General features: G+C 70.6%; 13 protein-coding genes and 3 pseudogenes. 10 read left to right on the plus strand and 6 right to left on the minus strand.

All coding sequences use genetic code 11. The features are described 5' to 3' along the window. Positions 1-75 precede the first annotated feature (75 nt). On the plus strand, positions 76-672 hold the full coding sequence (locus IF00_RS0105820; protein WP_030314939.1) for an HD domain-containing protein: 597 nt from the start codon (positions 76-78) through the stop codon (positions 670-672). A 56-nt stretch (positions 673-728) separates the two neighbouring features. Here the strand turns inward: IF00_RS0105820 and IF00_RS40960 are convergent, their stop codons facing one another. From IF00_RS40960 to IF00_RS0105840, 4 genes are all read right to left on the minus strand, one after another. Further along, entirely contained in the window at positions 729-1,724 is a 996-nt protein-coding gene (locus tag IF00_RS40960) for an LLM class flavin-dependent oxidoreductase (RefSeq protein WP_245234434.1), read from the minus strand. 111 nt (positions 1,725-1,835) lie between these two features. Next, positions 1,836-2,660 (minus strand): aldo/keto reductase, encoded by an 825-nt coding sequence (locus IF00_RS0105830; RefSeq protein WP_030314942.1) that lies wholly within the window; start codon positions 2,658-2,660, stop codon positions 1,836-1,838. A gap of 117 nt (positions 2,661-2,777) precedes the next feature. Beyond that, the gene (locus tag IF00_RS0105835) at positions 2,778-3,197 is read right to left on the minus strand and encodes a GlcG/HbpS family heme-binding protein (RefSeq protein WP_030314943.1); all 420 of its coding nucleotides are present in this window, start codon (positions 3,195-3,197) and stop codon (positions 2,778-2,780) included. 41 nt (positions 3,198-3,238) lie between these two features. Continuing rightward, positions 3,239-4,459 (minus strand): MFS transporter, encoded by a 1,221-nt coding sequence (locus tag IF00_RS0105840; RefSeq protein WP_030314945.1) that lies wholly within the window; start codon positions 4,457-4,459, stop codon positions 3,239-3,241. Positions 4,460-5,144: 685 nt separating this feature from the next. On the opposite strand from IF00_RS0105840, the gene IF00_RS0105845 reads away from it, so the two are divergent. The 4 genes and pseudogenes from IF00_RS0105845 (at position 5,145) to IF00_RS43425 (ending at position 17,732) form a co-directional block, all read left to right on the plus strand. Then, complete coding sequence (locus IF00_RS0105845; protein ID WP_030314947.1) at positions 5,145-6,071, plus strand: hypothetical protein; 927 nt, start codon at positions 5,145-5,147, stop codon at positions 6,069-6,071. Between the two features lie 104 nt (positions 6,072-6,175). After that, positions 6,176-6,274: pseudogene (locus IF00_RS46780) on the plus strand (carbohydrate ABC transporter permease); the annotation flags it as partial. 527 nt (positions 6,275-6,801) lie between these two features. Continuing rightward, positions 6,802-17,211, plus strand: coding sequence for a LamG-like jellyroll fold domain-containing protein (locus tag IF00_RS0105855; protein WP_078944558.1), 10,410 nt, complete (start codon positions 6,802-6,804; stop codon positions 17,209-17,211). Then, a complete protein-coding gene (locus tag IF00_RS43425; protein ID WP_158710432.1) occupies positions 17,208-17,732 on the plus strand; it encodes a hypothetical protein in 525 nt (174 codons plus the stop codon). Before IF00_RS0105855 ends, IF00_RS43425 begins: the two co-directional genes overlap by 4 nt. Before the next feature lie 72 nt (positions 17,733-17,804). Here IF00_RS43425 and IF00_RS43430 read toward each other — a convergent pair. Then, positions 17,805-17,975, minus strand: a pseudogene (locus tag IF00_RS43430) (IS5/IS1182 family transposase); the annotation flags it as partial. Positions 17,976-18,396: 421 nt separating this feature from the next. Between IF00_RS43430 and IF00_RS0105865 the strand changes: the two are divergent. Both IF00_RS0105865 and IF00_RS0105870 read left to right on the plus strand, forming a co-directional pair. Beyond that, on the plus strand, positions 18,397-20,886 hold the full coding sequence (locus IF00_RS0105865) for an RICIN domain-containing protein (RefSeq protein ID WP_030314953.1): 2,490 nt from the start codon (positions 18,397-18,399) through the stop codon (positions 20,884-20,886). A 149-nt stretch (positions 20,887-21,035) separates the two neighbouring features. Beyond that, on the plus strand, positions 21,036-21,470 hold the full coding sequence (locus IF00_RS0105870; RefSeq protein WP_030314955.1) for a DUF7144 family membrane protein: 435 nt from the start codon (positions 21,036-21,038) through the stop codon (positions 21,468-21,470). Between the two features lie 48 nt (positions 21,471-21,518). Here IF00_RS0105870 and glsA read toward each other — a convergent pair whose 3' ends face one another. Beyond that, a complete protein-coding gene (gene glsA, locus IF00_RS0105875; RefSeq protein WP_051819873.1) occupies positions 21,519-22,850 on the minus strand; it encodes a glutaminase A in 1,332 nt (443 codons plus the stop codon). 325 nt (positions 22,851-23,175) lie between these two features. Here glsA and IF00_RS47775 point away from each other — a divergent pair. The 3 genes and pseudogenes from IF00_RS47775 to IF00_RS0105900 all read left to right on the plus strand — a co-directional run. Next, positions 23,176-23,993, plus strand: a pseudogene (locus tag IF00_RS47775) (FAD-dependent monooxygenase); the annotation flags it as partial. A gap of 253 nt (positions 23,994-24,246) precedes the next feature. After that, entirely contained in the window at positions 24,247-24,759 is a 513-nt protein-coding gene (locus IF00_RS0105895; protein WP_063740630.1) for a hypothetical protein, read from the plus strand. Continuing rightward, a complete protein-coding gene (locus tag IF00_RS0105900; protein WP_037637626.1) occupies positions 24,759-26,153 on the plus strand; it encodes a hypothetical protein in 1,395 nt (464 codons plus the stop codon). The genes IF00_RS0105895 and IF00_RS0105900 overlap by 1 nt, the downstream gene beginning before the upstream one ends. The last annotated feature ends 33 nt before the right edge of the window (positions 26,154-26,186 follow it).

The following is a 26,186-nucleotide window of genomic DNA, read 5'->3' on the forward strand; positions in this document are numbered from 1 at the left end:
CGGCGCGCACGGTGCGGCGGGACGTCGCCTCCTGTTCTCGGGCAGGCCGTAGGGGTGCGTCGGTAACCTGACGCGGTGACACCGTCTGACAGCCTCCTCCGAGCCCTGTACGCGCCGGCCGATCCGCCGCTTCGGCCGCTCCCGTCTCCGGTGGCCGAGCTCCTTCGGTCGCTGGGCGCGCCGCCGCGACTGGCCGCCCACCTGCGGGCCGTTCACGACGTGGCGGTTCACGTGGTCGACTGGCTGGAGCAGCATGTTCCGGGCCTCGACGTGAACCGCGCGGCCGTTCTCTTCGGGGCGGCCACGCACGACATCGGCAAGACCGTGCACGTCGCCGAACTGTCCGGGCCCGGCTCGGCGCACGAGGAGGCGGGGCGGGAACTCCTCCTGGCCCACGGGTTCAGCCCGGCCCTGGCCCGCTTCGCGGGCACCCACGCCTCCTGGACGGCTCCCGGCGTGACGGTCGAGGACCTGCTGGTGAGCACGGCCGACAAGGTCTGGAAGAACAAGCGTGTCCCGGAGCTCGAAGACCTGGTCGTCACACGGCTGACGCAGGCGTCGGGCAGAGAGCGATGGGAGGAGTACCTCGCACTCGACGACCTCCTCGGAGGCATCGGAGACGGCGCCGATCACCGGCTCGCCTTCCAGGCGGCCTTCCCGGTGTCCGCGTAGGGGCGCTGCGGTACGGCGAACGGCCTCCGCCCGCACCCTCGTGAGGGGCATCCGGACTATCGCGAGGGGAATTCCGGCAGGACCGTTTCCGCGAGTCCATGGAGGAGGTCCTCGACGGGACGGTTGCCCGGGCGGAGGGTGAAGGAGACATGGGCGACCCCGAGGACGCCCATCCTCCGCAGACGGTCGCGCAGGGCGTGGCGGCCCGTGCGGAGGCCGAGGCTGATCGCGGCGGCCGGCGTGTCCGGGTTCGCCGGGAGGTCCCGCTGCATGGGTGTGAGGTACGGCTTGGGCGCGGAGCCGATCGTGAGGGCCCGCCACTCGCGGGTCCTGAGACCCAGAGCCCCCAGCGGTCGGGGGTGGTCGAGCGACGCCTCGGCGTTCTCGGCCACCCACTCGGCGTCTGCCGGGCGCTTCCGGCGATGGCAGGCGGGACCGTCGGGCCGGTGGGCTCGGGCAGGACGTCGAGCTGTCGGTCGGCGTCGAGACCGAGGGAGGGCAGCGCGAGTCCCGCGCCACGCGCGCGCGTGGCCCAGGCGGCGCGCAGGTCCCGACGTTGTCGCGGAAAGTCCGTCCACGAGCGTCGAAGTCCGCTCCGAAGAGAGCGGGTACTCGACCGGCCTGTCGCCGCTCGCGAGGCCGAGCACGAAGCGCCCGCCGGACAGGACGTCCACGGTCGCCGCCTTGGCGACGAGCAGCGGCTGCCGCAGCGGCAGGACGACGGCGGCCGTGCCCAGTACGGCTCGTTCGGTGACCGCGGCGAGACGGCCGAGGTGCGTGAAGGTCTCGAAGACGGAGCCTGCGTCGCCGAAGTGTTCGGGATCGTGGAGGGGCACGTCGCGTACCCACAGGGCCGCGAAGCCGAGCGAGTCGGCGAGCCGGGCGAGCCGTGCGTGCTCGGTGAGATCGGGGACGCCGAAGGGCCGGCCGGCGGCCTGGTCCGTACGCAGGCGGGTGGCGCCCCAGTCGTTGTCGAGGGGAAGTTCGAGGCCGAGCGTCGGCCGGCCGTCGGGGGAGACCAGCCGGTCGAGGGCGGTGGGGGAGGCGGGCATCTCGGCTGGTTCCTTCTGGTGGGGAGGCGCGCGGGCTGCGGGTGCGGACCGCGGCCCGCGCGCGTGGCTGGTGCATTCGGAGTTCCGGTACCCGCCGGGGCCGGGACGGGCTCAGTTGAGGGTGTCGGGGTCCGGCCCGGTGCGCAGTCCGCGGTCGAGGCCGCCGAGCGCGCTCATCTCCTCGCCGGAGAGGGCGAAGTCGAAGACGTCGATGTTCTCGCGGATGCGAGCGGGGGTGACGGACTTCGGGATCACGACGTTCCCGAGCTGGAGGTGCCAGCGCAGCACCACCTGGGCGGGGGACTTGCCGTGCCGTGCGGCGATGTCCACGAGGGCGGGCTCGGCGAGGACGGCGCCCTGGGCGAGCGGGCTCCACGCCTCGGTGGCGATGGAGTGGGCCGCGTGCAGGTCGCGGAGTTCCCGCTGCTGGAGCGCCGGGTGCAGCTCGATCTGGTTGACGGCCGGCACGAGGTCGCTGCTGTCGAGCAGCCGCGCCAGGTGCGCGGGCTGGAAGTTGGAGACACCGGCCGCGCGGACCCGCCCGTCGGCGACCAGCTTCTCCAGGGCACGCCAGGTGTCGACGTACAGGTCACGCGCCGGCGTCGGCCAGTGGATCAGGTACAGGTCCACGTGGTCGAGGCCCAGCTTGGCGAGGCTCTCGTCGAAGGCCCGCAGGGTGGAGTCGTATCCCTGGTCGGCGTTCCAGAGCTTGGTGGTCACGAAGAGTTCGTCGCGGTCGATGCCGGAGTCGGCGAGTGCCCGCCCCACACCGGCCTCGTTGCCGTAGACGGCGGCGGTGTCCAGGGAGCGGTAACCGGCCTGGAGGGCGTGGCCGACGGCGGCGGTCGTCTCCTCGTCGGGGACCTGGAAGACACCGAAGCCGAGCTGCGGGATCTCCACGCCGTTGTTGAGCGTGACGGTGGGGAGCTGGGACATGCGTGCACTGCTTTCTCTGCGGGTTCGCCCACGGGTCTCTCCGAGGGCTTCTCTACGGGTGTCGCGCGGGATGTCGCTACGGATGCCGCGCGGCTACGGACGTCGCGCGGGTCGGGATCAGACGAGGGCCTCGGTGGCCGTCACCGCGAAGGAGTGGTCCTGCTCGGGCGCGCCGCCGCCGACACCGATGGCGCCGATGAGCGCGCCGTCGCGGTGGACGGGGACACCGCCCGCGATGAAGAGGAGCGGGCGGTCCAGGGCCGTGGTCAGGGAGTGGAAGGGGCCGTCCGGCTTGACCAGGTCGACGAGGTCGGCGGTGGGGGCGTCGAGCTGCAGGGCGGTGTAGGCCTTGCGGGTGCTCGTCTCGCCCGAGATCAGTACGGCGCGGTCGTCGCGGCGGAAGGCGAGGAGGTGGCCGCCGGCGTCGAGGACGGTGACGCTGACGGTGACCCCGGCGGCCTCGGCGGCGCGACGGGCGGCGGTGAGCAGGATCTCGGCGTCCTGGGTGCTCAGCGGGGCGACGGCGGTGGTGGTCATGGCGCTTCTCCTGGGGTGGTGTGCGGTGGGGGAGGGGAGGGTCAGTGGTGTACGGGGATACGGGCAGCGGCCTCGCTGCCCGCGTCCTTGTCCTGGCCGGTCGCATCGGCGGTCGCGGGGGCCCGGCGCTCCAGCGCGGCGGACCAGAGGGCGAGGCCGAGAGCGGCTGCGGCGAGGACGGCGCCGACCCAGTTCGGCGCGGTGTAGCCGAGGCCGGCGGCGATGACGAGGCCGCCGAGCCAGGCGGCAAGGGCGTTGCCGAGGTTGAAGGCCCCGATGTTGACGGCGGAGGCCAGGGTCGGTGCGCCGTGGGCCTGGTCGAGGACACGCTTCTGCAGCGGCGGGACGGTGGCGAAGCCGAGCGCTCCGACGAGGAAGATGGCGATGGCGGCGAGGACCTTGTGGTCGGCGACCACGGTGAAGAGGCCGAGGACGATCACGAGCCCGCCGAGGGCGGCGTACAGCAGGGGCATCAGCGCGCGGTCGGCGTACCGGCCGCCGAGCAGGTTGCCGAGGAACATGCCGGTGCCGAAGAGGACGAGGAGCCAGGTGACGGCACCGTCGGAGTAGCCGGCGACCTCGGTCATCATGGGGGCGATGTAGGTGATCGCGGCGAAGACGCCGCCGAAGCCGAGCACCGTCATCGCCATGGCGAGCAGCACCTGGGGGTTGCGGAAGGCCTTCAGCTCCCGGCGCAGGTGCGTGCCCTCGGGCCGGGGCATGGCGGGGACGAGCCTGGCGATGCCGAGCAGGCCGATCACCCCGAGCGCGGCGACGATCGCGAAGGTGATGCGCCAGCCGACCGCCTGCCCGATGAAGGTGCCGAGCGGCACGCCGACGATGTTGGCCACGGTGAGGCCGGTGAACATGGTGGCGATGGCGCCGGCCTTCTTGTCCGGGGCGACGAGGTCGGCGGCGACGACGGATCCGATGCCGAAGAACGAGCCGTGTGCGAGCGAGGCGATCACGCGGCCGGTGACCATCAGTCCGAAGCTCGGGGCGATCGCGGAGAGTATGTTTCCGGCCACGAACAGTCCCATGAGCAGCATGAGCATCCGCTTGCGGCTCACCTTGTTGCCGAGCACGGTCAACAGCGGTGCGCCGACGACGACGCCGAGCGCGTAGCCGGTGACGAGCAGGCCGGCGGTGGGGATCGAGACGCCGTAGTCGCCGGCGATCTCGGGCAGGAGCCCCATGACGACGAACTCGGTCGTGCCGATCCCGAATGCCCCGACTGCCAGGGCGAGGAGTGCGAGCGGCATGGCTCCATCCTTCCGTACTTGCTTGAGTGAGCTGCTTACGTGCTGCCACAATAATTGCAGACGCGCTTTAAGTGCAAGCGCGGATAGCGCGCTTTGGTCGGATGGGTGGACATCGACGAGATGCCGCGCGGCGAGGCCGCCTGCCCCGTTGTGCGGCCCGCTGATCGGCTTGGCCGGTCGAGGTTGTGCATCCGGGCGACGCCAAGCGTGGTGTTGTGGACTCGTCGCCTTCGAGGTGGCACCACCGGTGGCTTTTCACCAGTCGAAAACGATCACCAGGGCCCAGTCCTCCACCGAAGGCGTCACGGCCGGCCCTTGCTGACTGTGTCCGAGTCTGTGTGTCGCCGCGCCGTCACCCGTGTCGGCGTATGACTGACTGCGCCCAGCCAGGTACGGGTGAACGTACTCAAGATTGAGTACCTGGCCCGAGGCGGCGCCGAGACCGCCGACGGGCTCAGTGGGACGCGTGCTTGGTTGTGGTCAAGGGAGGTTCGGTTGAGGTTCCATCGCGAGGCGTGAACCCGAGGGGCCTGTCTGGTCGCCGCGCGCTCCCGTGACGCCGGGCCAGGTGGAGGGGTGAGGAATGAGTGGGGAGTTGATCCTCACACCGTGTGAGGGCGTTGACTGTCGCACCTGCCCGGCGGCCCGCCGGCAAGATCACCTCTGTTTCCACGAAGGGTTCCTCGTGCGTGCCTACGTCGGCTCCGGTCCTTACTGCTACACGAACTCGCTGGCCATGATGCTGGGTGGGGCCTCTCCCTCTACCGCAGTCATCGAGACGCTGACGGGCTCACCGTTCGGCGCACAGCTCATCGCCGGTTCCCTCCCGTTGTTCGATCCCTATGGCTGGGACCCCGAGGTCGGCCTCGACGCGGCAATCGCACTGTTGGGCTGGACCTGTGAGCGCAGCGACGGGGGCACGCCGGCCGAGGCGCTGGAACGCTTGCGGACCGCCTGTTCACGGGGACCGGTCCTGGTCGGGCCGGTGGACATGGGTCTGCTGCTGTACCAGCCCGGCACGCCGCACTCCGACGGCGGTGATCACTATGTCGTGGTGCTCTCCGCCGACCAGAATGGCGTCGAACTCCACGACCCTCACGGACACCCGTACGCGACGCTGCCCACGCAAGCCTTCCTCTCCGCCTGGGAGGCGAAAGGGGTCAGTTACATCGACGCCCCGTTCGTGCTGCGGACCGCCTTCGTGCGCCATCGTCGGGTCACTCCCATCGACGCGCTGAGGCAGTCGCTGCCGGGAGCCAGGCGGTGGCTGGCCGGCCGTGACGACCTGCCCATGCCGCCCGGATCACTGGGAGGAGCCGCCGCCGTCGAGACGCTCGCCGACATCGTCGCCCAAGGCACGCCCCCCGCTACCCGCACGTTGCTCACCGCGTTCGGTGTCCGCGTGGGAGCCCGCCGTCTGAACGACGCGGCAGCCTGCCTGGAAGAGCTGGGGCTGTCGCACGCAGCCTCCATCGCGCAGAGCCAGGCCCGGATCCTGGGCAGTCTGCAATACCCGCTGGTGCACGGCGACGACCAGACCGCAGCAGAGCGACTGCGGCACCTCGCACCCACCTACCCGCAGCTGGGTGCGGCACTGGGCAGCACCTTCTGAACGAAAGGGGGAGCGCATCCAGGGGCCTCATCTCTCCCTCACGTCGGTCAGCCGGATGAGTCCGGACTGAGCACGTTCAGCTGCACTTGGATGAGCGCTCCACCAACCCCACTGTCCAGGTCGCCCTCGCAGGCCTGGGCACCGGCTGGTCCACGGACTGGTCCGTCATCACCGCCGGCGCCCTCATCGGCACCGTCCCGCTTCGCAGGCGTCGCACGACGAGCTCGTGCCGTCGAACAGGGGAACACTCTCGACCGACCGGCCGCACAAGGTCTGTCCGACCAGCCAATCGCGAGGCACTCGTGCCCGATGCAGAGGGCCAGGTGCACCGCCTCCGGCTCTCCCGGCAGAGGAAAGCGGCGGCCGGGACCAGGCCTTCGCCGGAGGTGGCCACGTGCCCGCGGTCTTCGTCGGAGTCAACGGCTGCTGAGCCCGCGCACGGTGGCTGAATGCGATGCCCTGCACGGTGTCGCAGGCTCACAGGAAGTGACAGTTCCTGGAGCCTGCGTGTTTCTTCTCACGCGTCAGTAAGGGTGGTGGGGCCAGTATGTGACGATTCATCACTGATTTTCGATGCTGAATTCCCCCTCAGGCTGCGGAGACGGTGTGAGAGATTCAGCCGAATGTTGTGAGTAAGCTGTGCGTGCCGGTAGGACATTCCCACTGATCATCTACGTGGGGGAAGTCCGTGCGCACAGCGCGACCACTGGTACTACTGGTGGCATTTGTCATGGCCGTTCTGGCAGGTACAGAACAGGCTGCACTCGCGGTGGACAACTGGGTCACCGCAAAGACCGGCCGTGGAGCCGGCGAACTGCCCGAGCAGGGCTGGGGAACGGCGCGCGGGCGGGGCCACAGCGCCTCCGGCGATGCCACCGACGCCACGGCGGGAGGGGGACGCAGCGGAGCGCTCAAGGCGCCGGGCGAACTCCCGCCGGACGGCGGCACCTCGTACCAGAAGCTGGGCGGTGGTCCCAAGCCGCCGCCAAGGACTCCGTTCGTCAAGGTGGCCGCGCCCGCGACGCCGCAGCGCAAGAGTTTCGACCCGAAGACCAGCGCCGAGCTGCCCGCCGAGCGCACCAGGCAGGCCCGCACGTTCCTGAACAAGGACGGGACGTACACCACCCGGTTCTACAACGAGCCGGTCAACTTCCGTGGGCCGGACGGGAAGTGGAAGGGCATCGACTCCCGGCTCACCCAGAGCCGGAACGCGGTGGCGCCGCCCGGCGCAGCGGCCGCAACTCCCGCCTGGCAGCCCAAGTCCTCCGAGAACAGGATCGCCCTGGGCGCGTACGCCGACGCCGCGCCCCTGGTACGTCTCGGCGTGAGCGACACCGCGTCGCTCGGATACTCCATCGAGGGCGCCTCCCACTCGATCGGTGAGGCCACAGGCAGCACGATCACCTACCCGGAGGTCCGTCCCGCCGCGGACGTGCAGCTCGTCGCGGGCAGTGACTCGGTCAAGGAGACGCTGGTCCTCAAGGACCAGTCCGCTCCCACCGAGTGGCGCTTCCCCCTCGTCCTGAGCGGTCTCACGGCCAAGCTGGACGGTCACGGCGGCGTCGCCTTCACCGATGCCTCCGGTCGGCAGCAGGCCGCCATGCCGGCAGGTTGGATGGAGGACTCCCGACACACGGAGAACGCCGCCGAAGGCGCCATCTCCTCCGGGGTCACCTACCGCCTGGAGAGCCGCGGGGGCCGTCAGACGCTGGTCGTCTCCCTTGACCGCACATGGCTCGCGGACCCCCAGCGGGTCTACCCCGTCAGGGTCGACCCGTCGGTGACCGGGGTCAAGGCGACCTCCGGCACGTATGTCGAATCGCCCTACAACACCAACTTCTCCAGTGCCGACGTGCTCAAGGTCGGCACGTACGACGGCGGTGGCCACAAGGCCGCGAGCTTCCTGCGCTTCGACGGACTGAACACCGGAAGCCTGAAGAACGCCTGGGTGATCAGTGCCAACCTGGCGCTGTACAACTCCTGGTCCCAGTCGTGCACCGCACGCCCCGTGACCGTTCACCCGATCACGTCGAACTGGTCCGAAGGCAGCACCTCCGTCTTCCCCGGTCCCGCCACGGGTCCTGCGCTCGGGTCGAAGAGCTTCGCCCACGGCTGGCGTCCCACCGGCACCGAGACGTGGTCCTGCGCCCCGGCGTGGGAGAGCATCCCCCTCGGCGGCGAGGGGCGTCAGCTCGTCGACGACTGGACGCACGGCCGGAAGGCGAACTACGGCCTGGCGGTCAAGGCGGCCACGGACGACTCCAAGAGCTGGAAGCAGTTCCACTCGGACGACGGCAGCGGCGTGCCCAGCCTCGATGTCTCGTGGACCAAGTACGGCGCGAGCTACCAGCTCGGCAACTTCGTCTCGCCCATCACCGCCACCTCCGAGGGCGTCTTCAAGGTCACCGTCACCAACCAGGGTCAGCAGACCTGGCCCAAGAACAGCAACTTCAAGCTGCGCTACGACCTGTACGACGGCAACGGCAACCCTGTCGGAGGGGACTACTGGTCCAAGATCCGTTGGACCGACATGCCCTTCGACGTGGCCCCGGGTGCCTCGGTCACCCTGGACGCCAGGATCGCTCCGCTCGCGCCCGGTACGTACTCGATCGCCTGGACGATGGACGAGTACCAGGTCAACTCCTTCGCCTCACAGGGCGTTCCCGCCGCGGCGATGCGCGTGGAGGCCACCAACGCGGTTCCGTACGTCACCGGGGCGAGTCCGCCGAGCGGCACGCTCGTGGACACCCTCAATCCGACGCTGTGGGCCTCGGCCACCGACCATGACAAGTACCCCAGCGGGCTGACGTACCAGTTCGAGGTGTGCGAGGTCGAGGGGAAGGACACGCGGAAGAACTGCAGGGGCAACACCCATGCGGCCTCGCCGAGCTGGACCGTTCCGTCGGGCTGGCTGAGCTGGGCGAAGACCTACGCCTGGTACGCGTACGCCAACGACGGCAAGGACCAGTCGGCCCGGACCGCGCCCTCGATCCTCACCACGCAGGTCCCGCAGCCGGTCATCACCTCCCACCTGGGCGGCGCCGACAGCGGCAGGACGTTCGGCGAGCGGTCCGGGAACTACGTGACCGCCGCCACCGACGCCTCCGTGCCCACCATCGGCCCCGAGTTGGCGGTCGTCCGCACGTACAACTCGCAGGACCCGCGCAGGACCAGTGCTTTCGGCGCCGGCTGGGCGACCCGCTGGGACATGCGGGCCGCCGCCGAACCCGACGGCAGCGTCGTGATCACCCTCGCGAACGGTGCTCAGGTCCGCTTCGGCAAGAACAGCGACGGCACGTACAGCGCGCCCTCCGGTTCGATGGGCGTGCTGACGTCCGTGGAGGGCGGCGGCTGGACGCTGCGCGACGCGTCCGCGGCGCTGTACTCCTTCGACGCGACCGGTCTGCTGACCAGGATCAAGGACGGTCACGACCGTGAGCAGCTGCTCGCCTACACCGGTGGCAAGCTGACCAAGGCCACCGACGCGCTGTCGCAGCGGGCGCTGAGGTTCACGTGGAGCGGCGCGCACGTCGCCTCCGTCTCCACCGACGCCGTCGGTCCGTCCGCACCGGCTCTCGTCTGGTCGTACACCTACCAGGGCGACCTGCTGACCACGGTCTGCCCGCCGTCGTCCACCACCGCGTGCACGGTGTACGAGTACACCGGCGGCTCCCACTACCGGGGCATGGTGCAGGACGCCGACCCGGTGGCCTACTGGCGGCTCAACGAGAGCGAGGGCGAGGCCGCGCAGAGCGAGGCGGTCTCCCGCACCGGCATGAACGCCGGGCACTTCCGTGATGTCACCCTCGGCGGCGCCGGGGTCCTGAACGGCACGGGCAACAAGGCCGCCTCCTTCAACGGCACGAACTCCTCCGTGGAGCTGCCGGAGTCGACCCTGGCCTCCTCGACCGTGCTGTCGGTGGAGCTGTGGTTCAAGACGGACACTCCGAACGGAGTTCTCGTCGGCTTCCAGGACGACCCGCTGGGCACGACGCACCCCAACGTCTACAACCCCGTGCTGGCCGTCGACTCGGCCGGCAAGCTGCGCGGAGCGTTCGAGAAGGCCGATGGCGGCCTCAGCCCGATGACCTCCACGGCCACCGTCACCGACAACGCCTGGCACCACGCCGTGCTCACCAGCACCGGCACCGGTCAGACGCTCTACCTGGACGGCCAGGCCGTCGGCACCCTCGCCGGTCCCGTCAGCCACTCCGTCAAGACGTACACCTACCTCGGCGGCGGCTTCACCGACCACACGTGGGACGGCGCCGGCACCTACGGCACCCGGTACTACAAGGGTCTGATGGACGAGGTCGCGGTCTACCACCGCGCCCTCGACGCGGGCTCCGTGCGCGCACACCACGCGGCCCGCGCCGGGTCCTCGAAGCTCTCCAAGGTCACCCTGCCCTCGGGCCGCGTAGGCGGACGGGTCGAGTACGACAGCGACACCGAGCGGGCCACCGAGGTCACCGACGAGCGCGGCGGCGTGTGGCAGATCTCCGCGCCCCGCTACGCGTCGGGCTCCCAGGCCTACTCGGACGCCGTCCGGACCGCGAACCCCGTCAACTACTGGCGCCTGGGTGACAGCAGCGGCGCCGCGGCAGTCGACGAGATATCCGCCGGCGGCAACGGCTCCTACCGTGAAGGGGTCACCCTCGGTGGGGTCGGCGCCTTCCTCGACGGCGACGACGGCGCGGTGACCCTCGACGGGTCCAAGGGCGCGATCTCCGTACCGGCCGAGTCGATCAGCGGGGCCTCCTCGCTCTCCGTCGAGCTGTGGTTCAAGACGGACAAGCCCAGCGGTGTCCTGCTCGGCCTGCAGAACGCCGAACTCGGGACCACCCCGACGATGTGGAACGCGAGTCTCCTCGTCGACGGGGAGGGCAAGCTCCGCGGCCACCTGTGGGACGGCCCGTCCGCGGGCTGGCCGGTCATGGGTGGCGTGAAGGTCACCGACAACGCGTGGCACCACGTCGTCATCACCGGCGGGCCGGCCGGTCAGTCGCTGTACCTCGACGGCGCCAAGATCGGTTCCAAGGCCGGTGTCGTCAAGCCGGAGACCCTCGCGCACGCCTACCTCGGCGGTGGCTACTCCAGTGAGGAGTGGGACGGGCAGGCCCGTGCCACCCGCTACTTCAACGGCCGGCTCGACGAGGCCGCCTTCTACACGAAGGAACTGGACGCGCAGACCGTCGCGGACCACTACAAGGCGCGCAACCGCCTGGTCACCGGCAGCGGGGACCAGTACCAGGGCGCCGTCATGGCGGACGCCCCCTCCGGCTACTGGCAGCTGAACGAGACCGGCGGCACGACCGTCCTGAACAAGGTCGCCGCCGCCGGTGCCCACGGCACCTACACCAAGGCGACTCCCGGTGCCACCGGGGCCTTCGGGACCGGCGACGGTGCCGCGGCGGAGTTCTCGGGTGACGGGTACGCCGAGCTCGTGGGCGGCCACCTGCCGAACACCGACCTGTCGGTCGAGCTGTGGTTCAAGACCACGAAGCCGGGCGTGCTCTTCAGCGACCAGGAGAAGCCGCTCCCGGACGCCGTCGCCTACGCGCCGGTCCTGTACGTCGGCTCGGACAACAAGCTCCACGGCCAGTACTTCACCCGTGGTGTCGGCGCGACCAACGCCTCGCCGAACACGGTCACCGACAACGAGTGGCACCACGCTGTCGTGACAGCGCAAGGGCCCACCCACACGCTGTACCTCGACGGTGCGCAGGTCGCCCAGACCACCACCGTTCCCGTCACGCACGAGACCAACCAGCGCACGTACATCGGCGCTGGCTACACCAAGTGGTGGCCCGCGTCCCCGGGCGACGGAGTGCAGTACTTCACCGGCCGCATCGACGAGGTCGCCGTCTACCCGCGCACCCTCAGCGGCGACCAGGTCGCTCGGCACTACAGCGCGCGTTCCCACGCCTCGGGTTCCTCGCTGACCTCGACCGTCACGGTCACCGACCCGACGGGCGCGAAGACCAGCAGTACCTTCGACGCGGTCCGCGGCCAGCGCCCGACGGCGTCCACGGACGCGGACGGCGGGGTCACGACCTTCTCGTACGACGTCGGTGGCTTCCTCCACACGGTCACCGACCCCAACGGTCACGCGACCATCACCGGTCACGACGAGCGCGGGAACACCGTCTCGACCACGACCTGCCGGGACGCGAACTCCTGCTGGACCTCGTTCGCGGAGTACTACCACAACGCCTCCGACCCGCTGGACCCGCGCAACGGCAAGCAGGTGGCCGTCCGTGACGGTCGTTCCACCGGCTCGGGCGACAATCGCTACCGGACCACCACCTCGTACACCACGCTCGGTCTGACCGACACGGTGACGCTGGCGGACGGGCGCGCGGTCGTCACCACCTACACGACCGGCACCGAGCCGGCCGTGGGGGGCGGCACCACACCGCGAGGGCTGGTCGCCACCCAGAGGACCCCGGGCGGGGCCACCACCTCCTACGCGTACTTCGCGAGCGGTGACGTGGCGAAGTCGACGGCTCCCGGCGGGCTGGTCACGTCGTACACGTACGACGCCATCGGCCGGAAGCTGACGGAGACCGAAGTCTCCGACGCCCACCCGGCGGGTGTCACCCGCACCTTCACCCATGACGCCATGTCACGCGTCTCCTCGGAGACGGGACCCGGGGTCAAGAACGAGATCACGGGTGTCACGCACACCGCGAAGGTCTCCCGCACGTACGACGCCGACGGGCAGCTGCTCACCGAGTCGACGGAGGACACGACCGGCGGCGACGCCACCCGCACCACCACCTACCGTTACAACGCCCTCGGCCTGAACGAGAGCGTCACGGACGCGGCGGGCAACGAGTCGGTCTTCGGCCATGACGCGCTGGGCCGGGTGATCCGTGAGACGGATCCCGCGGGCAACGTGGTCACGCACGCGTTCACCAAGCGCGGGCTGCCGGCCGAGTCGGTCCTGAAGGGCTGGACGGGTGATCCGTCCGGCCAGTCCCGTGACCTGGTCCTGGTCTCCCACGCGTACGACCCGGCGGGCCGGCTGGCCTCGACGACCGACGCGATGGGGGCCACGACCGCCTTCACCTACTACGACGACGGTCTCCAGGCCTCGAAGACGGCGAAGCAGGTCACCCAGGCGAACGGCTCCACGAAGGACATCGTCCTGGAGTCGACGGTGTACGACGGCGCGGGCAACGCGGTCACCCGGACCGAGAGCGGCGGCCGTACGACGGTCGACACGGTCGACGCCACCGGACGGACGACGCGCAGCGTCTTCGACCCGAACGGCCTCAACCGCGTGACGACGTTCGCCTACGACGGTGACAACAGGGTCACGGAGCAGACGCAGTCGATCGACGGCTCCGGCAGGAAGCTCACCTCCACGACCGAGTACGACGTGGCGGGCAACACGAAGAAGGCGACCGTCACCGACGGCACCCGGACCCGGGTCACCTCGGGCACCTTCGACCAGAGGGGACTGGCTCTCACTCAGGTCAGCCCCCGCGGCAACACGGCCACAAGCCGCTACGACGCGCTCGGCCGCCTGGTCGAGGCGACGGCGCCGCAGGTGCAGGTCGAGGAGAACGGCGCTGCCGCCACCGCGGCTTCGCCCACGGCTTTGTCCGGCTACAACACCTTCGGCGAGGTCACCGAGACCCGTGACGCACGCGGCCTGGTGACCCGCACGGAGACCGACAAGCTCGGCCGTCCCGTCGCCGTCACGCTGCCCGACTACACCGCGCCGGGCGCGGCCACGCCGATCACCGCTGTCAGGCGCACGACGTACGACAGGCTCGGCAAGCCGGCTTCCACCACCGACCCGCTCGGACGTACAACGTCGTACGCCTACGACCAGCTGGGCAACCTCGTCAGCAAGACGGACCCGGCGATCGCCGGCGCCCAGGGTCTCCAAGCCCCCGGCGCCACCACCTTCGGCGGCACCTCCACGGCGCTGTCCGGCGGGGGCGTCACCACCTACACCTCGACCCCGAGCGGTCTGCGGCTCTCCGCGACCGACCCGACAGGAGCGCGTACCGAGTCCACCTACGACGAACTGGGCCGCAAGCTCACCTCCACCACGATCGAACGCAAGCCGACCCTGCAACACCTGGTCACCCGCTACGTCCTCGACGACGCGGGCAACGTGGTCGAGTGGACGACCCCCGGCGGCCGCCGGACGGCGATGACGTACAACACCGCGGGTGAGGCCCTGACCGCCACCGGTCCGCTCGGGGGCGTCACCAGGTCTGCCTACGACGGCCTCGGGCGCAAGACCGAGTCCACGGACGCCACGGGCCGCAAGACCGTCACGACATACGACGTCCTCGGCAAGCCGCTGACGGTGTCGGACCACGGCACCGGAACGACGGTCCTGCGTTCCGTGTCCTCCGAGTACGACGCGGAAGGAAACGTCACCGCGTCGGTCTCCGCTGGCGGCGCTCGACGGACCTACACCTACGACGCCCTCGGCCGGATGACCAAGCAGGTCGAACCGGTCACCGGCACCGACTCCATCACCACGACCTTCGGCTACGACGCGGCGGGCAACCGCACGCGCCTGACCGACGGCCGCGGCAAGGCCACGTACTACACGTTCAATACGTGGGGCCTGCCCGAGTCCACGATCGAACCGGCCACCTCCCAGCACTGGAACCCGGACGTCCGCACCTGGACGAACGTCTACGACGCGGCGGGACAGCTCCTCACCGAGCTGCTGCCGGGCAACGTCAAGCGTCAGAAGACATACGACGCCCTGGGCCGCCTCACTGCCGAGACCGGCTCCGGAACCGCCGTGGCCACCAAGCCGCGCAGCATGTCGTACGACCTCGCCGGCCGCGTCACGGGCCTCGGCGGCGACGGAGTCCTCGCGGGCAACACCTACGGTTACAACGACCGCGGTCAACTCCTCAACGCCGACGGCCCCTCGGGAACGTCGTCCTACGCGTACGACGCGGACGGTCTGCTGACCTCCCGCACCGACGCCGCGGGCACGACGGGCTTCACCTACGACCAGGCAGGACGCCTCAGCACCACGACCGATCCGCTCACCGGCACGCAGCTGCGCAGCGGCTACGACGCGGCCGGGCGACCGACCGCGGAGGAGTACGCACGTCCCGCCGCCGGCGGCACGTGGACGATCGGCGCGAAGCGCTCGTACGCGTACGACGCTCTGGGCCGACTTGTGGACGACAGCGTCGCGAAGCTGGGTACGGGCGGAAAGGTCCTGGGCCAGGCATACGAGTACGACCTCGACGACCGGCTGGTGAAGAAGAGCGCCACCGGCACGGCCGGGGCGGCCGTGGAGACCTACGGCTACGACCTCGCGGGCCGCATGACCTCGGAGACGGTCGGTGGCACGACGACCGCCTTCGAGTGGGACAAGGCCGGCAACCTGACCAGGAGAGGTGACATCACCGCCACCTACGACTCCCGCAACCGGCTGGAGACGTGGGGCGGCCAGACCATCACCTACAGCGCCCGCGGCACCGAGAAGACCGTGACCGAGGGCGGCAGCAGCCGCCAGATCGCCACGGACGCCTTCGAACGCACGATCACCAACGGCACCAGCACCTTCACCTACGACTCCCTCGACCGGGTCCTGAGCCACGGAGGCGCCGCCTTCGCCTACGACGGCGCCACCAACAACCTCGTCAAGGACGGTACGAGCAGTTACATCCGCAACCCCGGCGGCACGCTGCTCGCCAGCGCGACGACGGGAGCGGCCGGCTCGGGCCGCCTGGCGGTCACCGACCAGCACACCGACCTCGTCGCCGGCCTCACGGCAGACGGCACCGAGGTCTCGTCCTCCCGGGCCTACGACCCCTTCGGCACGGTGACCGCCGCCAACGGCGCGAACCCCGCCCTGGGATACCAGTCCGGCTGGACCGACGCCTCCACCGGCGAGGTCAACATGGCCTCCCGCTGGTACCAGCCCGGGATCGGCAGCTTCACGAGCCGCGACACCTGGCAGATCGACCCCAACCCGTCCGTCCAGGCGAACCGCTACACGTACGGCAACGCCGGCCCCCTCAACGAGACCGACCCGACCGGTCACTGCCCGCCCTGTCTCGCCGTGTTGGCGGTGGCGGGTGGCATCAGCGCGGAAACCGCTCTCTGGTGGGTCGCCGGGACCGTGGCCGTCACGGGCACCGCGCTGGTCACGGACCAGTACGTCCGAAACAAGGCGATGACGACCAGCGCGACCGGCAGCTGGGCGACGACGGGCGTCTACACGGGCCCGTACGTCGGCCCTCGCAGCACGCTCGGCGACTGGGCCTACAGCGGCAACGCGGCCTCGGGCGCGTGCACCCGGAACTGCGGTGGTGGCCGTGGCCCCGGCCCTGGTCGTGGCCCCGACCCTGGTCGTGGGCCCGGCAAGGGTCGTGGACCCGGCGGTGGTGGCCTCGGCAAGACCGTGGTCAACATCGTCAAGATCATCGCCCAGAACCCGAACAACCCGGCTCCCGCACGGCGCCCCGAATTCGACTGGGGCACCGGTGACTCCCGCTGGACGCTCGACGCGGGGTACATGAAGCAGTTCTCCCAGGAGGACTTCCAGGAGATGATGCTGACCTTCGGATTCACTCCCGAACAGGCCGCCGAGATGTACAACAACCCGGACGCGGGAGTCAGCGCGCCCAACGGCGGCCAGAACCCCTGCGACCGGGACAGGTCCGAGCGCTTCCGCTACATGCCCACGGTCACGGCGAGGACCATCGAGGGTGAGGACCGGGAGACGGCGACGGGTGTCGCCGCGCTCATCTGTCCCAGTGACCTGAAGCCCAAGAACTCACGCGGCCCCCGCAAGGGGACCTGGGAGCCCCCGGGCTACGTCTACGAGAACCCGCGGAACAGCAAGTCGGTCGTCTTCAACCGGAGTCACATCCTCGGTGACAGGTTCCACGGCGACTGGATCAAGGAGAACATCTTCACCGGCTTCAAGCAGATGAACGACCCCGAGATGAAGAAGTGCGAGAATCGGATGGCGAAGACCCTCAAATCTGAACCGGTCCTCTACATCGGGAAACTGGAATATGGGAACGGTCGCGAGAACATACCCACAGCAATTCAGATGGACGCCTTCACGCAGAAGAAGTCGAGGCTCTTCTCGGTCAATGTGAAGAACATCCCGGACCGGCAGGTGACGTGTTGACAATCGACAGACTCGAACAGGCCATTCCGGCTCTCGGCCCCATCAAGTCGGCACAGCCGAGGGCGTTGAACTGGGCTGCTGTCTCCGCTGAGCTCGGAACCGGCCTTCCCCAGGACTTCATGGAGCTCGCCGAGCGGTACCCGGCGTTCCTCATCGCCGACTTCCTGAACCTGCAAATTCCCGATCCCGGGGAGGAAGTCGCCTTCGCGCGAGGGGCGAAGGAGTTGTTGCGGTCGCTCGCAGACCTGCATGACGAAGGGATGACCGAGGGGTACGTCCCGTACCCGGAGCCCGGGGGGCTGATCCCCTGGGGCGACTCGACGGACGGCGACAACTTCTACTGGCGCACCGGGCCTGACGGCCCCGACTCCTGGACCGTCGTCGTGGAGACACGGAACGGGTACTGGGCGACGTACGACGGCACGCTCACCGAGTACCTCGCCGGGCTGGTGACAGGCACGGTGGACCCTGACGGCCTTCCGCCGGACTTTCCGGGGAAGAACCCGGCAGTCATCTCGTAGATCCACCTGAATCCGTCGGGCCGGACCGTCCTCAGGACGGTCCGGCCCGACGGCCGTGCACCTTCTTTCGGATCACCGTGCCGACCAGATGAAGACGGCGGCGATGTGGAGTCCTGCGAGGTGGATGGTGGCGGTCTTGTCGTAGCGGGTGGCCAGGCCGCGCCACTGTTCGAGCTTGTTGATGCACCGCTCAACGGTGTTGCGGTGCTTGTAGGTGTCGCGGTCGAAGGCCGGCGGTCTACCACAGAGCCGTTACGACAGGGCGTCCGCCTGCCGGGCAGGCCGGAAGCCGGGCCGGCCCGCGGCGTGCCCCGTAGGGGCCCAGCGGTGAACGTGCTCCACCGGCACGTGCCGCGCCGCCCCCGCTCGGGCCGATGCCGGCGCGATGACGCACCAGGCGGCAACTCGGCGTCCCGACGGAAAGTCCAAGCGCCGTGGTGATTCGTCCCTATGAGCCGTGACGCGGGTGCGAGCACTCTGAGTGCCGCCCCGCACGTTCACGCCGGGAGCGGCATGTACCTCGGCGCGGTCCGACGGTCCCGGCATCCCACCCCCACCCCGAACAGCCGGCCGTGCCGCCGCCCGTCAGTTCGTCCGCCGTCCCCGAGGACGCCGGACCGTCAAGGAGCCCTCCCCCTCGCGGCTCCTCCGATCAGGGAGAACCATGCGCACTCCTCGCAGCAGACTGGCCGCGGCACTCGTCGCCGCCGCACTGGTCGTCACCGGCGGCAGCACGCTGGCGACGCCCATGGCGTCGGCGGCCGCGGAACCCGGCGCCGCCGCCTACACCGTCACCGTCGGTGCCAGGGGCTCGTGGACCCACCCCGACGACACCCCCGCCGGCACGTACATCGACAAGGACGGGACCTTCTACTTCCAGCAGGCGCACGCCCTGTACGGCGCGAGCGACCCCCGCAAGTGGACCTTCTACACCGGGACGAACCTCGACACCGCCACCCGGTCCGGCGCCATCAGTGACGCGGTGAACCCGGCCAACTCCAACGACCGCAACAACGACACCACGTGGCGCTGCAACAACAGCCCGACAGGCGTGGAGTCCACCCAGGCGCCCTCCACCGGTTCGTACGCGCACCGCAACTACTGCGACCTCGCCGGTGTGTGGGTCGACCCGGACACCGGCGACTGGTACGGACTCGTGCACAACGAGTTCACCCCGCAGCCCTTCGGCGACGGCGTCCACTACGACGGCATCGACTACGCGGTCTCCAGGGACCAGGGACGTACGTGGACCATCAAGGACCACGTCATCACCTCGCACTACAGCACCAGGCGCGGCGACACCGCCGCCTTCCCGCAGCAGACCTACCACTACGGCACCGGTGACCAGCGCCTGTTCGTCGACACGGCGTCCGGCTACTTCTACGCCTTCTACGGCTCCCGGATCGTGAACAAGGGCGGTGGCTGGGCCGCGTTCTACGGGCACGTCGCCCGAGCTCCGATCGCGTCGAAGATGGCGCCCGGCTCCTGGCAGAAGTGGTACGACGGCGCCTGGTCCGAGCCCGGCGTGGGAGGCCGCGAGAGCACCATGGTCCCGGTCGGCTCCGGCAGCACGACGGGCTACACCCCGCCGTCGAAGGAGTACAACCCGGCCAGCAGCGGCACCGTGAGCCAGCAGGTGGCCGCCGGCCTGACGCCCCCGACGTCCCCGTTGTTCGTCATGGACATCACGTACAACGCCCATCTCGGTCTGTACATCGGACAGCCCCAGGCGGTCGACCAGAGCGGCAACGCCTCCCAGGAGATCTACGCCACCGACAACCTGGCCACCCAGAAGTGGTTCCGCCTCGGCGACACCGGCAGCTACAAGAACGCGTCCTGGTACCGCTGGTTCCTCGACAGCGGCAACAAGACCAGCTCCGGGATCGTCGGCAAGGACTTCCGCTCTTACTGCTCCTTCGGCTGTTCCAACGGAACCAGCAGCGAGTACGTCAACCTGACGATCGGCACCACCGAGCCCGCGGCCCCCGTCGACACGACCAGGGCGTACCGCATCACCAGCGCCGGTGGCCGCGTCCTGGCCCAGGTCTCCGGCGGTTCGGCCACCACCTCCCTCGCCGCCGCCACCGGTTCCGGTCTCGAGTCGTGGACCTTCACCCCGAACGGGGACGGCTCGTACCGCATCGCCAACTCCGCCTCCGGCGGGCTCCTCGGCGTGAGCGCCACCTCCACGGCCACACGGGCCTGGGGCACCAGGCCGACCGTCACGGCCGCCCCGACCGGCGGTCCCACCGTCGGACAGCAGTGGTTCGTCGTACGGGGCACCTCGCCGGCCGACGGCACCGCCACCGGCACGTACAAGATCGTCAACCGCTACAGCGGCCTCGTCATCGGCCTCTCCGCCGACTCCGGCCGCCTCGCCGAGACCACGCCCACCCGCAGTTGGAGCAACACCACGGGCAACGCGGTCGGCGGCACCCGGACGGCGGGTGAGCAGACCCTCACCCTGACCCCGACCGCTCAGGTCCCCGAGACGGTGACGGTCACCCATCCGGGCGACCGGACGACCACTCCGAACCAGCCCGTCTCCCTCCAGCTGGAAGCCGCCGACTCCGCGGGCAAGCCCCTGACCTTCACCGCCACCGGCCTTCCCGCCGGTCTGAGCATCAGCACCGGCGGACTGATCACCGGCACTCCCACCGCGGCGGGCACGTCCACGGTCACCGTCACCGCGTCCTCCGGCAGCGCCACCGGCACGACCACGTTCACCTGGACCGTCACGGCCTCCCTCGACGGGGTCCACACCCTCACCGCAGCGGGCAAGGCACTCGACAACCCCGACCACAGCACCACCGCCGGCACCCGGCTCATCACCTGGGCGCCGACCGGCGGTCTCAACCAGAAATGGAGCTTCACCCGGCAGACGGACGGGACCTACGAACTCAAGAACAGCGAGTCCGGGCTGTGCGCCGACGTCGAGAGCGGCTCGACCGGCGCCGGTGCCCGCATCATCCAGTGGACCTGCACCAAGGGCGCCAACCAGCGCTGGAACATCGTCCGTCAGGCCGCCGGCACCTACACCGTCGCCTCCGCGGCGAGCGGGCTGCTGCTGACCACCGCCTCCGCCGCCGACGGAGCCCTCGTCACCCAGCAGCCGGACACCGGTACGTCGCTTCAGCGGTGGACCGTCAACTGACGGTGACGCCGACGCCACCGCGGCGGTGACCGACCCGCCGGGCCCTTGCACAGCAGCCGGGGCCCGGCAGGTTTTCACCGCAACGACCTGTTCACCCGTTCGGAGTAGTTGAACGATCGCTCCCGGAGCGACGGCCGGACGATGACCCCATGAGCCAGAACACCGCACCCCGCCCGCCCCGCGCCGACGCAAGCGCCAGAGGGGCCGCAGGCGGAACCCTGTTCGCCGGTGTCCTCATGGTGGTCATCGGTATCCTGGACATCCTCCAGGGCATCGCCGCCATCGCCAAGGACGATGTCTACGCCCGCGTCGGCGACTACGTCTTCGAGTTCAATCTGACCAGCTGGGGCTGGACCCACGTCGTCCTCGGCATCCTCGTCGGCCTCGCCGGAACCGGAATCCTCATGGGCTCTGAGTGGGGGCGGATGGGCGGCATCACGCTGGCCGTCCTGAACACGGTCGCCCAGTTCCTCTTCCTGCCGTATCACCCCTGGTGGGCACTCTTCTCGATGGCCATCTCGATCGTCGTGATCTGGGCACTGGCCACCGACGACACCTCCTTCCGCAAGCACGGCACGGCGTGATCGACCACCGCGGCCGCACTCCTCACCGTCTCCGTCCGCAGGTACGGCTCACGAGGGCAGCCGCGACCACTCGACGGCGGCGGACCGCGAGCCGAGCACGACTCCGCGGCTGCGGAAGGGCGCTGCGGCGTCGCCCACGAAGCCGATGCGGTGCCCCATGGCCGTGAGGCGTTCAAGGACTCCGCCGATGAGCCGTTCCGCGGCCGCGTCGACGGCGGTGACCTGCACGAGGTCGACGACGGCGGGTCCGTGGTCGACCTCGGTCAGGCGCTCCGCCAGGGCGTAGGCCAGTCGTTCGGCGGCTGTGAAGTCGAGTTCTCCCCGCGCCGCGACCCAGGTGGGCAGATCACCGGGCGACGTCTCGCCCTCGGCCCGGCACCACGCGGCCCCACCGGGGCCGTCGCCCGCGCCGGGCTCGACGACCGAAGGGGGGCCGGGGGGAGGCCTGCGCATCAGATGGAGCCCGAGTTCCTGCGACAGCGCAGCCAGCGCCGCGACCGCGCGGACGGGGTTCCCGGCGGCGTCCAGCAGCGGGCTGTAGGAGCCGAGTCCGGATCGCCCCGGACTGATGGCCACCAGGCCCCCGGAGACGCCGCTCTTCGCGGGAAGTCCCACGCGGAGCAGCCAGTCGCCCGAGCCGTCGTACATCCCGCACGTCGCCATGACGGCCAGGACCTGAACCGTCACCGGCTCCGGGACGACCCTCTCGCCGGTGACGGGGTTGACGCCGCCGTTCGCGAGCGTCGCGGCCATCACCGCCAGGTCGACGGCATCGACCCGGATCGCGCACTGCCTGAAGTAGACGTCCAGTGCGTCGGACGGGTCACCGGTGAGGGATCCTGCCGCGCGCATCAGGTGCGCGAGGGCGATGTTCCGGTCGCCCGTGGCGGCTTCGGCGCGGTAGACCTCCTCGTCGACGTCCAGGGCCCGCCCGGCGAAGCGGCCCAGCGTCTCCAGGATGCGCGAGAACCGCCGCTCCGCGCCCGCGGCCGGCACCAGGGCCGTGGTCGCGATGGCCCCTGCGTTGATCATGGGGTTCGCCGGTCGGCCCGACTCCGGGTCCAGACTGATCGCATTGAACGGCTCACCGCTCGGCTCGGCCCCCACACGGCGGAAGACCTCGGCCGCGCCGAGTTCGCTCAGCGCGAGCGCGAGGACGAACGGCTTGGACACCGACTGGATCGTGAAGAGCCTGTCCGCCTCGCCGGCCTGGTAGCGATGGCCGTCCGCACTCGCCAGCGCGAGGCCGAAGTCCGCGGGATCCGCCTGCGCGAGAGGCGGAATGTACGTGGCGAGGTGCCCACTGTTCAGCTCACGGAACGTGTGGCACAGATTCGCCAGCTCGGCGTTCACCGCATCGGACACGACACGCATCACCATGCGGCCATCTTCGTCCAGATCTCGCCGGAAACCGCGCCCCCACGTCGAACGGGTCAGCCGTCACCCGACGTCCACCCCCGCGAACGGCATGTCCGGGCCCACCACGTCCAAGCCGGCGCGGCCGATGAACTCACCGGTCTCGCGTGCTTCGAGCGACACCTGAAGCCTCGCTCGTGGAAGTCGGCACGCATGGCGGACGGCACGGCGTCGCTCTGCTCCCGCGTGAGCAGTCCCCCAGGTGTTTCCGGACGTCGGGGTCGGCGTTCGTGGCGGCTCACGGCTCGCGGTCGGAATCCCTCCACGAGCGGAGCATGAGACGTTCGGTCGGCCCGCGCTCGCCGAGGTACTCGGAGACGCCGCCGTCGCCGCCGGCACGAAGGTGCGTTCCGGCGTGACGACCACCGAACTCGACGGCGACGGCACGGGCGTCGGCGTGACGCTCTCCGACGGTTCCACCGGCCGCTGGGACCTGGTGGTCGGCTTCGACGGGACCGGTTCACCGCTCCGTACCCGGCTCTACGGCGATCGGTACGCGCCCGCGTACCGGCTTCGCCAACTGGCGGGTCACCCTGCCCCGCCCCGCCGACGTCCGGAGCGTGGTGATGTCCACCGCGGGCAAGGAGGCGAAGGCGCTGCTCACCCCCCGATCGCGGACGAACTGATGTATCCGGGCGCCGTGTTCGCCGAGGCCCGAGGACTTCCGGCCCGACCCGGAGCACGCGCACGAGGAGCTCGCGAAGCGCCTCGGCATGTTCTCCGGCCCCGTCGCCGAGGCGCTCTCCGCCGTCACCGACCCTCGGCCGTGGTCTACTCCCGCATCTCCCAGGTGGGCGTCGAGGAGCCCTGGCGCGTGGGCCGGGTGGTCCTGGCCGGTGACGCGGCCCACGCCTCCACCCCGCACCTCGCCCAGGGCGCGGCCATGGCCGTCGAGGACGCCCTCGTCCTCGCCGGGTCCCTGGACACGGAGGCCACGGTGCCGGCGGCCCTGGAGCCTGGGAGGCCCGCCGCAGGCCCCGGGCCATGTGGGTGCAGGCCATGTCGCGCGCGGTCCTCAGGCAGGAGACGGGCGAGCGGACGACCCCCGAGGAGGACGCCCTCCTGGAGGTCGGCATCCCGGGCGCCGCCCACGTCCTGGCGAACCCCTGCGAGGACACGCGCGACCACCGAGGGCAGCGCCACTCGGCGGAGCACCCGACGGCCGGTCGCCTCCGGGCTCTCCATGTCACGGAGAGGCCGGAGGCGACCGGCCGTCGCGCTGCGCGCGGAGGCGGTTCCGGGCCTCCGGGAGGCACTTCGGGGCACGGTCCACGGGCGTTGTCAGTGGCCGGGGATAAGTTCGTTCCTGTTCCGCCGCGACGGCGAGAACATTCCCTCTGACGTGCATGGGAGAGGTACGTTGCCGGTCTGGGAGCTGTCGAGTACGGCGCGGGTGGTACCGCCCGCGCGACCGCGGAAACTCGCCAAGGTGCCGTTCGTCGAACTGGCCGACGGACGGTTGCAGGGAGTCGTGTCCAGCGGGTCCGACGCAGGACGCGTGTACGTGTCCTCCCTCGCGACCGGGACGTACGCGTTCGCCTGCAGCACGAACAACAACCGTCCCTGCGGCGGCGCTCGGGGCGGCTTCTGCAACCACATCCGGGCGCTCGTCGGCGAGGCCGTCCTGCAGTACGGCGCCGAACGCGTCGCCCGCTACCTGAAGGCCGACACGGGCGACACGTCGGACACCGTGCCCGACGCGCACATGCTCGTCGCGCTGATGACCGCCACGCGGCCCGAGCAGGGCGACACCTCGGCGGCGGCGCCGGTGTTCAGCCGCTTCCTGCGGCACCTCGCCTATCTGGAACTGGAGCCGACCACCGCGCCGTTGCCCGAGATGCAGTGGTTCCCGCCGACGAGGACGGTCGCCTGATGCGTACGGACCTGTTCACCGATCCCGTCGACGGGCTCGACGAGGCACTGTCCGCCGTCGACGCGTTCGACCGGGTACTCGTCTCCGGGCTGCTCCGCCCCCGGCCCGACCAGGCCGCGGGTCTGACGGCACTCGCCACCGCCGTCGCCGGAACGCCGCTGGCCGCGCTGGTCGCCGAGGCGGCCGACAAGGCCGCCGCCGGTGCCGCGGGCGAGGACCACCTGGTGGCGCTCGCCGCCGCCCGCACCGCCCTCATGGGCTCCGTCCACGACGCCCTGACCGAACGCGTCGCGGACATCACCGGCCGGCGGCGCGCCGAACGGAACACCCCGGACGCCGCAGCGGACGAACCCGGCGCCAATGTGCTCGCCGCCGCACGTGCCTGGCTGTGCGACCTCGCCCGAGCGGGCTGGCAGGGCATCGACCACGATCTGGTCGCCGGCGCCGCGCCCGTCGTCTCCGCGATGCTGCCGGACCCGCGGCTGCGCCGGCAGGCCACGCTCCTGGACGGTTTCGCCGCCGAACTCGCGGCCTCCTGCCCCGGTGCCACCCTGGACCGTGTCCCGGTCCGCCGCTGGGCCGACCTGTGGACGCGTGCCATGCTCCTCACCCTGCCGGGCGCCGTCCGGACCCAGGCGCTCTCCACCGCGACCGGCCGTCTGCTGCCGCTCGGCGTGGACGTACAGGAACACGCGACAGCCGTACAGGCGCAGGTCCACGCGGTGTTCGAACCCGCCGACGGCACGGAGCCGCGTCTGGTCCAGGCGGCCGTCTCCGCGCCCAAGCCGGACACGGTCGTGGGCGCCGGCCTGTGGCAGCTGCTCCGGCCGCGGATGTCGTTGCTCGCCGCCGCGGGGGAGTGTCGCACCATGGAGCTCGACGGCATGCCGGTCACGGAGGAGGGCGACCTCCTCTGGGACGACGCACAGGCGCGTACGGGAGAGCCCGTCGAGCCGTTCGGCACGGCCCGGATCATCCTCTCCACGGCCACCGACCCGGTGACCGCGCCGCTGGACCGCCACCCGGCGCGGATCGCCGTCCCCGTCCTCCTGGAGGGGTACACGGTGGAGGACGAGGACGGCGGCCGGCTGTCGTTCGCGCTCGCCGGGCACCGGCTGGCCGTCGACACCGACCGCATCCCGACCGCCGGTCCGCTCACCCCGGAGGCGGTCGCCGCGTCCGGTGCGTGCCTGGGGCTGCTCCGGTGGGACGCGGGGGAGTTCGTCCTCCAGCCGCTGGCCGTCGAGACGACCGTCCGGAAGAAGGCCGTCGCCGTCCACGCCGGCGCGTGGGCCGGCGGCACCACCGACAAGGTGGGTGTCAGGGCGGAGAAGGCGGCCACGGACTCCGTCGCCGTGCTGCGCGAACGAGCCGGGAAGCTGCTGCGCGCATGAGCGACTCCGACGCCCCTTCCGCCGGCCTCTCAC

The sequence above is a fragment of the Streptomyces flavochromogenes genome, assembly GCF_000717595.1.
Taxonomy (GTDB): domain Bacteria; phylum Actinomycetota; class Actinomycetes; order Streptomycetales; family Streptomycetaceae; genus Streptomyces; species Streptomyces flavochromogenes.